Origin of the sequence: Chondrinema litorale (assembly GCF_026250525.1) — a bacterium.
Lineage (GTDB): Bacteria > Bacteroidota > Bacteroidia > Cytophagales > Flammeovirgaceae > Chondrinema > Chondrinema litorale.
Map to the genome: position 1 here is coordinate 4,730,983 of NZ_CP111043.1, position 14,356 is coordinate 4,745,338.

Sequence of the window (14,356 nt, forward strand, 5' to 3'; positions counted from 1 at the left end):
TCGCAAAAAAAATTGACTAATATTAAGAATTTTGTAATAAACACCATAATGAAACTTCAGGTTTCAATAATTTTTATTTAGCATTTATTCCAGATTATCATAATAGAATTTGAGTTTTTCTATTTTAAGTTTCTCTGTTCTTAATGCTTCGATTGCTTCATGCATATTAGCTTCAACAATCTCAGAAAGGTTTGAATCAACAAATAAATTTGATCTTAATTTGGCTAATGCAACTGGTGTTTCTTCTGCTAATTTTTTATTTAAGCTATTCACATATTGTTGGAGATTGTTAATTCTCTCATTCCAATTTTTCAGAACCAATACGTGAGGTTTTTTATAAATATAATCTATTTTTTCTTTTTCGGTAGTTTTAAGGCTAAATGTTGTATACTCAGATTGGTGAAATACCTCAATACAATGCTCCTTAACAGATTTTTTGGCCTTTATTTTATAAGTTAAATTGCCTTCTTCACCATACAACCCAATTGTAGAAACCTCATCAAACCGTAGCTTTTCAAAGTCGTTATGTCGAACATATTTCCCATCAAATATCTGCGTAATATTATGAATTTCATAATATACTTTGTTAACAAGTATAGGTTCGTTTACAACAGTTTTATAAGGAATTTTTGTCTCAGATTTTATTTCTTCATCGAACTCTCTAATCTCTTTTTTTATAGAAGTCAAGTTGATAGCAAGTGTATAACCATGTTTTCTAATAGTCTCAGAAATAATTTTTTTCAGCACATCAATTTGATCTGGAAAAGACCACAAACAATGTAACATTAAGAAGCAGTCCATTAAATCTACCTCTTCTCTCCCATTTAAAAATGCTGAGGTTCGCAACAGTTTTACAACCTTTTTCCAACGTCGATCAAAAACGTCAAATCTATTCCCTTTTCCCGTAGTATTATATTCTTCAAGTTTATGCTTTATGAGTTGTAAAGTATTGATTACTTCATCACTCAAACTAACTTTATTTATCTCTTCTTCCCACAGGTCTAATTCTTCATTGGAAATTTTCAATTCATCATCTACCGAATCTGCATACACATCTTCAGTACTAGAAATCATATTTATAAAGTTTCCTCTTTCTTTAATTTCTGTTATCAAATATCTTATTAGAAACCTATCCCATAAAGCTTCTAAACCTTCTCCAATTGCAGGTAATTCGTTTGATGCCGAAATAATGGCTTTAATATTTACCTTTTCCTCAGCCTCTCCATTTCTATAAATTTTCTCATTTAGAATGGTAAGGAGTGCATTTTGAATTGCTGGACCAGCTTTCCAAATTTCATCTAAGAAAACCACATTCGCCCCTGGCATATATTCATTTGTTAGGCGCTCATACTTATCTTCATCTTTAAGTTTTTTTATTGAAACAGGTCCAAAGATTTCATCTGGGGTTGAGAACCGACTCATTAAATACTCAAAAGACTTCCCATCTTTAAATGCAAATTTCAATTTTCTGGCTATTAAACTTTTTGCAACACCTGGAGGGCCTAATAAAAATATACTCTCACCTGCCACAGCCGTTAAAAATGATAATTTTATCACTTCTTCCTTCTCATAAATCCCTTTGCAAAGTCCGTTTAATAGTTTTTCTACCCTTTCTCTAATATTCATCATTAAAAGCACTAATTCTGTTTGGTAAAGTAAATTGTCACATTTTTTGTTTCAAAATATAATATTACCAGCAAGATTATTATTTAAATTTGCATCTATTTATTTTTTTGAACTGGTTGTTATGAATCAATTTCGTTATTTGCTATTAATTACCTTGATGGCAATAATAATGAGCAATTGCTCCCAAACTGATACTATAAAGAAAGATAATAAAGAAGATATGGTTCCTCCAAAAACTGCACAAGACCCACATACGTTTGCGAATCCTCAAAAAACTTTAATGAATCACCTTAATCTAGATATTGAGGTTGATTTTAAAGAGAAAAAAATATTTGGTGCCGCAGAAATAAAGTTTGAAAACCATAACAGTGAAGTCCTTTTTTTAGACACTAAAGGTCTTGATATACAATCTGTTAAAATTGGAGATAGAGAAGTTGAATACGTTTTGCACGATGAAATACCAGAAATGGGAAGTGCTTTGGAAATTGCCATAGATACTTTTACAAAAGCAGTAAAAATAAAATATAGTACTACAGAAGGCGCAGAAGCTTTGCAATGGCTTTCACCATCGCAAACTGCAGGTAAAAGAGCTCCTTTCCTATTTACACAATCTCAAGCAATACTTGCCAGAACTTGGGTTCCTTGCCAAGATAGTCCCGGTATTAGGTTTACTTATAATGCTACAGTTAAAGTTCCTGAGAATTTAATAGCATTGATGAGTGCAGAAAATCCAGTTGAAAAAGCTGAAGATGGTATCTATACTTTTAATATGCATCAACCTATACCTGCTTATCTTTTAGCACTTACTGTAGGCGATGTGGCTTATAAAAAAACAGGTAAAAGAACGGGAGTATATGCAGAACTTTCTATGTTGAATAGCTCAGCAAAAGAGCTGGAAGATATGGAAAACATGCTTGAAGCTGCTGAAAAGTTATATGGACCATACCAGTGGGGACAATACGATGTAATTTTCCTTCCACCAAGTTTTCCTTTTGGTGGGATGGAGAACCCAAGACTCACATTTGCAACTCCAACCATACTTGCTGGAGATAAATCTTTAGTTTCACTTGTGGCTCATGAGCTGGCTCACTCTTGGTCTGGCAACTTGGTAACCAATGCCACTTGGAACGATTTCTGGCTCAACGAAGGCTTTACTGTGTATTTCGAATACAGAATTATGGAAGAAGTGTACGGAAAAGATGTATCTAGAATGCTCAGTTTGATTAGTTACTCCGATTTACAAAAAGAACTGGAAGCTTTAGACTATGGAGAAGACACAAAACTTAAACTCGATCTAGCAGGAAGGAATCCTGATGAAGGTGTTACTTCGATTGCTTATGAGAAAGGTTATTATTTTATAAAACTGATAGAGCAAACTATCGGAAAAGAAGCTTTTGATAAATTTTTAAATAAATATTTCGGTGAACATGCTTTTAGCTCTATAAGTACAGAAGAGTTTTTATTCTATTTAAATGAAAACCTCCTTAAAAATTACCCAAATGCAGACTCTCTGATAAATATAAATAAATGGGTCTATAATACTGGCTTACCAGAAAATTGCCCTCAGATAAAGTCTGAGAGAGTAGAAAAAGTTTTAACGCTAGCAAAAGAGTTTACTGGAGAAGGCAAAGTCCCAAAAACTGAAGCCTCTAAATGGATGTATCAGGAATGGGTCTTATTCTTAAGAGAAATAGCCGATAGTGTTGATACTCAAAAAATGCAGGTACTCGATCAAAACTTTAACCTTTCTAACTCAGGTAATTCTGAGATTTTATTTGAATGGCTAATGCTTGCAGTAAAACACAATTACCAACCTGCTTATAGGCAATTAGATAACTTTTTAATGAATGTGGGAAGAAGAAAATTTATAGCTCCATTATATGAAGAAATGAATGCTAATCCCAAACTACAAAATCTGGCTAAAAACATTTACAAAAAAGCCAGACCAAGCTATCACTACGTTTCCATAAATTCTATTGATAAGATATTAAATATCGATCAATAAAACCTAACATTAAATTTAACGTTCACTATTCAGAAAAATGAATTTAGTGAGGTTGATGGTTGTTACCCAAAAATAAAATTATAGAGGTTAAAAATCTTTTAGCTATCAAATCAATATTTTTATACTCGATCACTTTTTTAATCGTAGGTCTTTTTATTCCATTTTTTTCTCATGCGCAATACGAAGCCATTCCAGGGAAAAAATTGAATTATGATACAAGCTATGTCAAAAGTTATAGAGATCAACTTATTATTAGAGGTTATGGTATTACAAAATACAATAGACTCACAATAAGAGATGTTGCAACTGATAACCGTATCAATTTTGATCCTAATAGCAATGTAAACTTTGGAGCAGGCTTTAACTATAAATGGCTAGGCTTTAATGCTGCTTTTAACTTCCCCTTTATTAATAATGATGATGAAAAATTGGGAAAAACAAGGTTTATTGATTTGCAAGCAGATATATATGGAAGAAAATACCTGATCAATGTGTTATTTCAGGATTACAAAGGTTTCAGAATTACTGATAACAAAATGTACCTACCACAAATAGCAGCTAGAGATACCATCTTTTTGAAAAGAGACGATATACACACTCAAGCTATTGGTGTTAACGGATATTACAATTTAAACAGTAGAAAATTCTCTTACTTCTCTCCTTTTATACAAAACGAATGGCAAAAGCGAAGTGCAGGGTCATTCTTTGTTGGTGGATACTTAACCGCTTTAGAAGTAAAGACAGACTCCACACTCTTGTTTGCCGACTACCAAAGCCAGTTTGAAAGCAATGTAGACATACAAAGAGGAAAATTTAGTACAATTGGTGTTTCTGGAGGTTATGCACACACCTTTGTTATGTACAAGAAGTTTTTTGTAACTCTTTCTGCTGCAGGAGGTCTGGGAGCAGAACATTCTGAAATAAAATCAGCTGAGAATACACCAGTAATTAGCAGAGAATCGTCTATCAACTTTTCTACTTTTACTAGAGGAGCTATGGGTTATAATACCGATAAATTACATATCGGTTTAAGCTTTTCATCAAACATCAACACATATCGAGAAAAGAAAACTACTGATGTAATTTATCAGTTCGGAAATGTGAGATTGTACCTAGTTAAAAGATTAAATATTAAGAAAGATAACAGCACTTAAGCTTATTTCACCTTTTCTTCTATATTAATATTCTCTTCTGTTGAACCTTGTTTTGTGTCTTTGGGAGTTTCTTCTTTTTTGTGTGAACTAGTATCAAATACTTTTCGAATCCATCTTGGCAAGAAAAAAGCTCCTAAACCTAAATAAGCATAATAGGTAAATAATCTCCAGAAAATAGCTACAATACCACTAAATGCAGCAAACTTAAAGAACTCACTAAAGAATAAAGGAAACACAAATTCTGCCGTACCAGCACTACCCGGTGTTGGAGAGATTAACATCACTACCCACATAATAATCTGTCTACCAAAAATCAACAGATGGTCGGCCACATTAATATCTGAGAAGGCAGCAATTAAACAATTGAGCATAAAATATCTTGCACTCCAAATAAAAATGGTAGATATAATGGCCCAAAACCAATATCTTTTTCTTTTACCTCTCAAAATTTCAGAGGCTAAAATCATGTCACTCCCTGTTTGTACAGCCCATTTCCTCCATTTCTTCAGTAATCTATTTCCGGTTAATTTAATTAATATCCACTTAAATGCTCTAGGTCTAATTAATAAACCGTAGGTCATTACAAGTGTGTAAATACCAATTAAAAATACACTTAAACCGAAAGCACCTTTTACTGAAAAATGCCAGCCAAAGATTTCAAAATTGCTTGATGTTGAAGGGAATATTTCGAATGGAACAAATAAGAACGTTACTAGTGAAGCAATTACGAAGAACATGTTATCAAGCACAGCGGTAAGCATCACATAAGCGAGCGATTTACCAAACTTGATTCCTTCTTTATTTATAATGAAAACTACTACTGCTGTACCTCCAACTACAGATGGCGTTACTGCTGAAGCAAATTCCCATAATATTATTACAAATATGCTGGAAACCCAGTTTAATTGCTTATCTGTTAAGTGCCTTATCCTGTAAACATAACCTGCATCTCTGGCAAGTAAAACAATTAAAGCCGCAAAAATCCATGCGATATTGGCACTGGCAATACTATTTACAATTTGATCAAAATCCAGTTCTTCTGTAATTTGATAAATTAAAAAAACGAAGACAGCCAAACCAATTAATACTGGCAAAACAATTTTTCCCGGACTTAATGACTTTAAGACTTTGGAACTCTGCGCATCCATCAGCTATAATTTTATGACACCTTTTTTTAAGATGGAAAAAAAAATAAAAATCTGAAATTTAATGTTCGATAAAATTTCAAAGTTCAACCTAACCAAAACTCTTACGATTTTCATAACGGAAAACCAAATGCGAAATTAAATTGCAGTGGTTATTTGTTTAGAAAAGGCTAATTAATATTTAAAAATTCCTTTATGAGAAAATTTAAATGCGAAAATAGACACAGGGTGTTTTAAAACAAAAATTCACCAATTACAAAAACGAAACCCTGTGTTTATCTAAGGTTAAATATCAACGAGGAACTTCAATCTGTTCAACTATTCTATTTAAGACTTGTTCAGGCGTTAAACCTTCTAGTTCTGTTTCTGGCGTTAAAATTATTCTATGAATCAACACTGATTTTAGAACTCTTTGTACATCATCTGGTGTAACAAAGTCGCGGCCATGCAAAACAGCAAAAGCTTTTGCGCCTGATAAAATAGCTATTGAAGCACGTGGAGATGCTCCCAAAAATAGGAAAGTACTATTTCTAGTACTAGTTACAATCTGGGCGATATATTCAATTATATTCTTTTCAACTTTAACCTCGCTTACCAATTCTTTATAAGCTTGTAGTTTTTCAGCAGAAATAATTGGTTGTATTTCATCAAGATCGTTTTTATGCTTTCTCTCATGAAACCCTTGTAGTATCAATATTTCTTCATCAACTGCTGGGTAATCTACTACAATTTTAAAAAGGAATCTGTCGAGCTGTGCTTCGGGTAAACGGTAAGTACCTTCTTGCTCCACTGGGTTTTGTGTAGCAATTACGATAAATGGAGGTTCAAATGCATATTTATGCCCGTCTATGGTCACTTGCTTTTCTTCCATTACTTCAAACAAAGCAGCTTGTGTTTTTGCTGGTGCACGGTTAATCTCATCTATCAACACAATGTTTGAAAAAACAGGACCTCTTTTAAATTCAAACTTTGCTTCTTTTGTATTATAGATGTTTGTTCCCAATACATCAGAAGGCATTAAATCTGGCGTAAACTGAATTCGAGAAAAATTGGTTGAGATAATTCTAGATAATATCTTGGCTGTAAGAGTTTTAGCCACACCAGGTACACCTTCAATTAAAACATGTCCATCTGAAAAAATTGCAGCTAGTAACAGACTTACCATTTCATCCTGACCTACAATTATTTTGGCGATTTCTTTTCTTATGTTAGCTACGGTTTCTTTCAACTCTGTTAGGTCGAGTCTACTTTCAAATGAAGCGTCTTCTGCTTCCAACATATTTATTAATTTAAATTTATATTAGAGTTATATGATTTGGCACTAAATTACCCACGAAATGGGTACTTACAAAAACTAGTTTTAATAAAAGTAATTTTAAAAACTCAGTTTATTTGTTTGTTCTTCTAACATCAAAAGTTCACTTTCTGAAACTGCCTGTTTTTTTTCTAGCACATCAATCAAATTAAAAACTTCTTCAAGTTCTTTTTCTGATAATCCCGTTTGCATTTCGAGTTTTTTTATAGTCTCTTCTCTGCTTAATTCTGGTCGGATAAAATATTTCCTTCTAAGAAAATCTCTAAAAAGCTTTACTTTTTTATGAACTAACTGATGATGCTGTTTCTGCTGAAAGTATAACTGACTAATTGTCTCGACGAATTCTAATGAAGTATTTTCAGGTGGAGTAACTAATCTAATTTTCTTTTGTTTTCTTTTCGATTGAAATAACATCCACATTACCATTAAGAATAGAGCTAAAAACCAAGCCCATTTTAAAGAAGGTTGGCTTAGTATAAATCTTAATGGAGTTTGTGGTTCTATCTTTACTCCTTTATTGTACTCATCCCACAAGATTGTTCCTTTGGGCAAGTAAGATAATGTTGATGAAATATATTCAGAACCATCATTAGACATCATGTAATAGTTCGTGAAAATTAGCGGATTACTATGCAGATAAATACGTCCCTTTCCCCACTTTCTACTAATAAAGTTGGCGTTATTATCTTGGTTTGTACCCAATACATAATAGCTGCTACTATCAAATGAAGAGAAATAAAAGTCTGTAATTCCTAGATCAAAAGTGTATCCTCCAACTTTAGCAAGTTCAACATTAGTTAAATTAATGTCAACTTTTTCTTCTTGGTTTTTCTTATCTTCTTCCGATTTGTCTTCTGACTCGAAGTAGAAATTTCGATTTACAGTAAATGTTAGTGTATCTGAAAATAAGTAGTTGTAACTTTTAGCTACTATAAAGGCAGTAGCTCCATTTGCCACTTGTTTAAGCAAGATTTCAGTATCTATATCATCTGGCCTAAAATCATCACCTATAAACAGAAAGTTTGTATTGTTCGAATTTGTTAGAAGTGAGTCTGAATCTTCTAATTCAAAATAAGATTTATTTATACTTAAAAGGTTAATGTCTTTATCGAAGGTTTCGAGCATATTGTAAAGGAGATAATCTCCATAGGGAATTTTATCTTCCTTTTTATATGTTCTGCTCCAATCGAGGGGTTTGGGTTGTAGGTATTCTATTAATACTAGTAAAACAAATAAACCTGCTAATGACCAGGCATAAATTTTTTCTTTTTTAGACATCCAATAACTGGTTAAAAAATCAGCATTATGTAAAGTAAAACAACTTTATTTAAAAACGAAGTATTTTATGCTTGAAGTGCTTCAGTTGGTTCTTTAAATGCTGCGCGAAGTGTATGGTAGCTCACCGTAATAAGTGTGAGCAAGAAAGCTATAATAGCAGTATCAAAATAGACAAATAAACTCATTTCCATTCTGTAAGGAAAGCCTCTTAACCAGTTTTCCATTACAAAATATGAAATAGGCCAAGCAATTAGAACTGCAATACCTACTAAAATTAAAAACTCTTTGAGTAAAAGCCATACCACTAACCAGTCTGTAGTACCAATTGCTTTTCTAATGGCAATTTCTTTTCTACGCATATCTACCAAAAACGAAGACAATCCGAACAAGCCTAAGCAAGCAATTAAGATGGAAACAATTGAAAAATAGATCGTTACTTCTACTAACTTTTGCTCTTTAAAGTAAAGCTTTTCAAGTTTATCTGATAAGAAAAAATACTCAAAGTTTCGATGAGGCATATGTTTACTCCATACCTTTTTTATCGAGCCTAAAGCTTCGTACTCTTGCCCTTTTTCTACTTTAACTGCAATGTATTTTGTGAAAAATGCCTTAAATTTTGGACTAGGTATATCAATTACAAATGGCTTTACTTCGTGATGTAGTGATTCAAAATTAAAATCTTTAACTACACCAACAATTCGTTCATTTCCTGCTCTTGATCTTAGTTGTTTCCCAATTACTTTTTGAGGGTCGGTATAACCCATAAACTCAGCCATTTGCTGGTTAATAATTACACCATTGTATTCGTCATTAATACCTTTATCAAAGTCTCTGCCTGCTATAATTTTTACGCCAAAGGTTTCCAAAAAGTCCTGCCTTACCATCATAGCGGGAGAAAATATCCAATTTTTGCGTTCACCGGTAAATTCGAGCCCAGGTAAGTAATCATGTATGCGATAACTGATTCCCGGAATTTCTTCTAGTCCTGTAACCGACTCTACATATTTTGTATTGAGTAAATCTGTCTTTATACTATCATAAACAAACCTCGCCTGAGAATTGGAAACAGAGATCATTATCACATCATCGTGATTAAAGCCCAAATCTGCATTTCTAAAATAGCTAAACTGGCCTTGAGTGATGTAGGTAGTTATTAAAAGAAAAATGGTAATGGTAAATTGAACAACTACTAGCACTCCTCTAAACCTTTTGCTTTTTAAACCAAGCATAATAGAACCACCCAACACTTCGGAAGGCTGATTTCTTGTAAGAAAGTAAGCAGGATAAATACTGGCAATTAGTCCTATTACAATACCAGAAATAAAGACACTGTAAAAGAGAATATCTGTTTCTAATTTTTGAATACCAAGTTCGGTACCGGCAATTTCTGAGATAAATGGAAGTAGTAACTCAACTAGAATAAATGCCAGAATTATAGACAGCAAACTGATAAACATAAACTCAACCACAAACTGTTTTACCAGATCGTAATTGTCTGCACCTATTGCCTTTCTAATACCAACTTCCCTTGCTCTAAAAGAAGACTTAGCAGATGAAAGATTCGTAAAGTTGATTGTAGCAACTATTAATATGAGTAAGGCAATTACCGAAAATATATACACATATTTTACATCTGAGTTGGCTGCTAGCTCGAAATCAAGATCAGAATAAAGGTGAATTTCTTTAATAGGTTGAAGAAAAATATCGATGTTTTCGCCATAACTTTCTGGTGCGTTTTTCATCGCTAGTTTATTTAAAAGATACTCTAAGTCCTCGGGAGATTTATCATCTTTCAGTAAGATGTATGTCCAACACGGATCCCATTTCCAATTACTAACAAGCGTTTCTTCATCAAGCTCCATGCTTTCTAAAGAGGCGAAGGAAGCAATAAAATCGAAGTCGAAATGTGAAGCATATTTTTTCTCTTCAAATACACCGGTAACAGTCATCATGAATTCATCGTCATAGACTATTTTTTTACCGATGGGATTTTCTTCACCAAAGTATTTTTTTGCAGCTCTATCGCTAATTATTACAGAATATGGTCTATTAAGTGCAATGCTTTCGTCTCCCAATTGTAAAGGATAATCGAATACTTTAAAAAAAGACTCATCTGCAAAATAGAATAAGCTCTCATTAAAATGTAGACTATCGTATTGAATGTCGTGTGTGGGTACCTGAAAATTAAAAATTCGAACTACCTCATCTATATACTCCGGAAAATATTTTTGAGCTGAAGGACCAAATGGAAAAGGAACACTGGCAGTTTTTTCTGCTACTCCATTACGCTCTACAAATTTGGTTATTCTAAAAATTTTATTGGCAGACTTATGATGTGTGTCATAACTCAGTTCGTGTCTTACTAGTAGTAATAATAGCGTAAAGAAAGAAATACCAACTGCAAGACCAAGAATATTAATAAATGAGTATAGTTTAAACCTATACAAATTCCTGATTGCTATGGTGAGATAATTTATAATCACTGCTATTTCTCCTAAAAAAATCTATTAATTGGTTACCTTCTTTAGATTTTCTGTCACTAGTTGGCCATCAAACAAATGAATAATTCTTTGGCTATATTCTGCCGCAGTAGATGAGTGAGTTACCATAACTATACTTGTGCCAGATTCATTTAATTCTACCAGCATCTCCATTACCTCCTGCCCTCTGGCAGAATCGAGGTTACCAGTAGGTTCATCGGCTAATATTAAACTTGGCTTTGCAATTAGTGCGCGAGCTACTGCTGCTCTTTGTTGCTGACCACCAGAAATTTGTTGAGGGAAAAAATTACTTTTATGTGCAATATGCAATCTCTCCATTACTTCTCCCACTCTACGCTTGCGCTCATTACTCGGAACTTTGAGATACATAAGTGGTAACTCTATATTTTCGTATATGGTAAGTTCTTCTATTAAATTAAAACTTTGGAATACAAAACCGATATGATTTCTTCTTAAAAATGCACGCTTCCTGTTACTAGTATTAGACGTAACCTCTCCATGAAAAATCACCTCGCCTTTAGTCGGTTTATCTAGCAAACCCATAATATTAAGCAAAGAAGTCTTACCACATCCAGACGGACCCATTATACTCACGAATTCACCTTTCTTAATAGTTAGGTTTATATCATTGAGTGCAACGGTGTCTATCCCGAAGTTAGAATAAGTTTTTTCTACATTTATGAGTTGCAACAACATCCGCTCCCCTGTTAGTTAATTTCGAAATACTGATTGCTATTTTTATGTTCAATTGCATGTATGTTCATACAACTGAAATACCACTTAATCTAATTAATTGAATATCTGTTAGATAGATCAAAAAATCAATCTAAAAACCTGTTCACTCACGAACATTGCGTTCGTTTACGAACAGTATCTAACTAAATTTTATCGCTTTTATCGGTTCAAATCTGGCAATTATATATGTCGGTATCATCAATATTAGACTTACCAGAAATATAAAACCTAAGTTAATTAATAAAATCACACTCCAATCGAATAAGACAGGAACTGAGTCCATGTAATAGTTATTTGGATCGAGTGGTATCATTTTAAACTTATTTTGCAGATAGCCAAAACCTATAGCCAGCAAATTACCGATTAATAAACCCTTTATTATCAATCTTGAACCATTATATATAAATATTTTTCTAATCTGCCCATTTGTTGAGCCTAATGCCTTTAATGTACCGATCATGTTGGTTCTTTCTGTAATCATAATCAGTGTAACAGAAATCACATTAAATCCTGCCACAAACAAAATTACAATTAAAACTACTATAACATTTCTGTTTAGCATGATAAACCAATCAAAAAACTGCATATAAAGCTCTGTTACTTTACTTATGCCAAGTTCTGGATCCATTGCATCCCAAACATTGTCGAAAGTTTCGTCTAGCTTGGTAAAATCTTCAATAAAAATTTCGAAACCACCTACCTGTGTACTATCCCAACCATTTAACTTTTGAAGCAATCTAATATCTGACAAAACAACTAAGTCATCAAAGTCTTCTATTCCGGTTTCATAAATTCCCTTTATAGTCATTTTGCGGAGTCGTGGTGGGTCTTGCACAAAATAAACTACCAGTTTATCATTGAGAGCAAGTTCGAGTCGGTTGGCCATTTTTCTACTGATGATAATCTCCGTAGAATAATTTTCTTTGCTTAAATCGATAAAGCGTCCTTCGACCAAGTTGTTTACAAAGCGTGTGGTGTCAAAGTCTTCACCAATGCCTTTCATTACAGCACCAGAAACTTCTTCGTCTGTTTTAAGAATACAGGCTTTTCGACTATAAACCTGTATATGCTCAACTCCTTTTATTTTGTAAGCATTCTTATATAAATATAGTTCTTTGCTTACAGGAAGCTCTTCGTAAGAGTAGCTATCTACCCACTTTTTAGCCTGGATATGCGAAGCAAAGCTGAATATTTTTTCTTGGATATTATTTTTAAAACCAGCAAATATGGCAAAAGCCAAAATCATTACTGCAATTCCGATGGCTATACTACCAATGGCTATTTTTGCAATTAAGCTGGAAAAATTATTACCTTTTATCTGTCTAAGTCTACCTGCAACAAAAAAGGAAAAGTCTTTCTTCAAGATTTAAAAAATTAATAATGAATGATTGGCAACAAGATAGATAAATACCTTATGTTTTTAAAATGCAAATCTAAAAATTAAGCTACTAATATAAATTTCTTCCCTTTTTTTAATTTGAAGTAACCAAAACAGAAAGGTTTAGTGAAATGTTCAGGTAAAAAAAGAAGGAACTATGAGTTTATTAAAATTTACAGATTATGGAATTTACTGTGAAAAAGGAGATTTTTTTATTGATCCTCTAAAACCTGTAAAAAAAGCACTTATAACTCATGGGCATTCAGATCATGCCAGACCAAACTCTAAATATTACTTGGCTCATAATGATTCCATTCCAGTTATGAAACTTCGGTTAGGAAATCATATAAAAGTTCAAGGAATAAACTATGCCGAAGTAAAACAAATTAATAATGTAAAAGTAAGTTTCCATCCTGCTGGACATATACTAGGTTCTTCTCAAATAAAAGTAACCGATGGCAAAGAAACTTGGGTAGTCTCTGGCGATTATAAATTAGAAGATGATGGCATATGCACTCCATTTGAACCGGTTAAATGCACACACTTTATTACAGAATCTACTTTTGGTTTGCCTGTGTACAATTGGGAAGATCAAGAAGTAATTTTTAATGATATAAATCGCTGGTGGCAAAAAAATAAGCAAGAAGGTAAAAACTCTGTTTTATTTGCTTATGCATTAGGCAAAGCACAAAGGTTAATTAAAGGCTTAGATAAAAGTTTAGGCGAAGTTTTTTTACATGGTGCAGTTTGGAATGTAGTTGAAAGTGACAAAAAAAATTATAAATTTGATATCAACATTAACCCTATAAACAAAGACACCCCAACAGCAAAATTTAAGCAACAATTAATAGTAGCACCTCCTTCTGCTTTTGGTAGTCCTTGGATGCGTAAATTTAATCCTTATACTACTGGAATTGCCTCTGGTTGGATGGCAATTAGAGGCATGAAAAGAAGAAGAGCTGTGGACACTGGTTTTGTTATGTCTGACCATGCAGACTGGAAAGGTTTATTAAAAGCGGTAAAAGAAAGTGAAGCTGAAAATATATTTGTTACTCATGGCTATACAGATATTTTCAGTAAATACTTGCAAGAGCAAGGATACAACTCTCATGTAGTAGCAACACATATTAATTGGACTGATGCAAATCAGAATGATTTGTAATTCATGCTCACACAAGTTAAATCATGATTGAGTAATTTAAAATTTTGCATACAGCAT

Annotated in this window: 10 protein-coding genes; 3 read left to right on the forward strand and 7 right to left on the reverse strand. The window is 33.0% G+C overall.

Features of this window, described 5'->3' with window-relative positions:
• Positions 1-84: 84 nt before the first annotated feature.
• On the reverse strand, positions 85-1,629 hold the full coding sequence (locus OQ292_RS19585; protein ID WP_284683837.1) for an AAA family ATPase: 1,545 nt from the start codon (positions 1,627-1,629) through the stop codon (positions 85-87).
• 118 nt (positions 1,630-1,747) lie between these two features.
• On the opposite strand from OQ292_RS19585, the gene OQ292_RS19590 reads away from it, so the two are divergent.
• Both OQ292_RS19590 and OQ292_RS19595 read left to right on the forward strand, forming a co-directional pair.
• Positions 1,748-3,631, forward strand: coding sequence for a M1 family metallopeptidase (locus OQ292_RS19590; RefSeq protein WP_284683838.1), 1,884 nt, complete (start codon positions 1,748-1,750; stop codon positions 3,629-3,631).
• 203 nt (positions 3,632-3,834) lie between these two features.
• A complete protein-coding gene (locus OQ292_RS19595; protein WP_284683839.1) occupies positions 3,835-4,785 on the forward strand; it encodes a DUF4421 domain-containing protein in 951 nt (316 codons plus the stop codon).
• A 2-nt stretch (positions 4,786-4,787) separates the two neighbouring features.
• On the opposite strand, the gene OQ292_RS19600 is transcribed toward OQ292_RS19595, so the two are convergent.
• From OQ292_RS19600 to OQ292_RS19625, 6 genes are all read right to left on the reverse strand, one after another.
• On the reverse strand, positions 4,788-5,933 hold the full coding sequence (locus tag OQ292_RS19600) for a lysylphosphatidylglycerol synthase transmembrane domain-containing protein (protein ID WP_284683840.1): 1,146 nt from the start codon (positions 5,931-5,933) through the stop codon (positions 4,788-4,790).
• Between the two features lie 289 nt (positions 5,934-6,222).
• On the reverse strand, positions 6,223-7,209 hold the full coding sequence (locus OQ292_RS19605; protein ID WP_284683841.1) for an AAA family ATPase: 987 nt from the start codon (positions 7,207-7,209) through the stop codon (positions 6,223-6,225).
• 96 nt (positions 7,210-7,305) lie between these two features.
• Positions 7,306-8,523, reverse strand: coding sequence for a DUF4350 domain-containing protein (locus tag OQ292_RS19610; RefSeq protein ID WP_284683842.1), 1,218 nt, complete (start codon positions 8,521-8,523; stop codon positions 7,306-7,308).
• A gap of 65 nt (positions 8,524-8,588) precedes the next feature.
• On the reverse strand, positions 8,589-10,970 hold the full coding sequence (locus OQ292_RS19615; RefSeq protein WP_284683843.1) for an ABC transporter permease: 2,382 nt from the start codon (positions 10,968-10,970) through the stop codon (positions 8,589-8,591).
• 60 nt (positions 10,971-11,030) lie between these two features.
• The gene (locus OQ292_RS19620) at positions 11,031-11,720 is read right to left on the reverse strand and encodes an ABC transporter ATP-binding protein (protein ID WP_284683844.1); all 690 of its coding nucleotides are present in this window, start codon (positions 11,718-11,720) and stop codon (positions 11,031-11,033) included.
• 178 nt (positions 11,721-11,898) lie between these two features.
• Positions 11,899-13,122 carry an ABC transporter permease gene (locus tag OQ292_RS19625; protein ID WP_284683845.1) on the reverse strand — a complete coding sequence of 408 codons (1,224 nt, stop codon included), beginning with the start codon at positions 13,120-13,122 and terminating at the stop codon, positions 11,899-11,901.
• Between the two features lie 172 nt (positions 13,123-13,294).
• On the opposite strand from OQ292_RS19625, the gene OQ292_RS19630 reads away from it, so the two are divergent.
• Positions 13,295-14,299 (forward strand): ligase-associated DNA damage response exonuclease, encoded by a 1,005-nt coding sequence (locus tag OQ292_RS19630; RefSeq protein ID WP_284683846.1) that lies wholly within the window; start codon positions 13,295-13,297, stop codon positions 14,297-14,299.
• Positions 14,300-14,356 lie beyond the last annotated feature (57 nt).

Excerpts from the sequence above, each read along its gene's own strand:
- OQ292_RS19600 (WP_284683840.1), bottom strand. The coding sequence starts at position 5,933 with ATGGATGCGCAGAGTTCCAAAGTCTTAAAGTCATTAAGTCCGGGAAAA.
- OQ292_RS19585 (WP_284683837.1), bottom strand. The coding sequence starts at position 1,629 with ATGATGAATATTAGAGAAAGGGTAGAAAAACTATTAAACGGACTTTGC.
- OQ292_RS19590 (WP_284683838.1), top strand. The coding sequence starts at position 1,748 with ATGAATCAATTTCGTTATTTGCTATTAATTACCTTGATGGCAATAATA.
- OQ292_RS19630 (WP_284683846.1), top strand. The coding sequence starts at position 13,295 with ATGAGTTTATTAAAATTTACAGATTATGGAATTTACTGTGAAAAAGGA.
- OQ292_RS19620 (WP_284683844.1), bottom strand. The coding sequence starts at position 11,720 with ATGTTGTTGCAACTCATAAATGTAGAAAAAACTTATTCTAACTTCGGG.
- OQ292_RS19610 (WP_284683842.1), bottom strand. The coding sequence starts at position 8,523 with ATGTCTAAAAAAGAAAAAATTTATGCCTGGTCATTAGCAGGTTTATTT.
- OQ292_RS19605 (WP_284683841.1), bottom strand. The coding sequence starts at position 7,209 with ATGTTGGAAGCAGAAGACGCTTCATTTGAAAGTAGACTCGACCTAACA.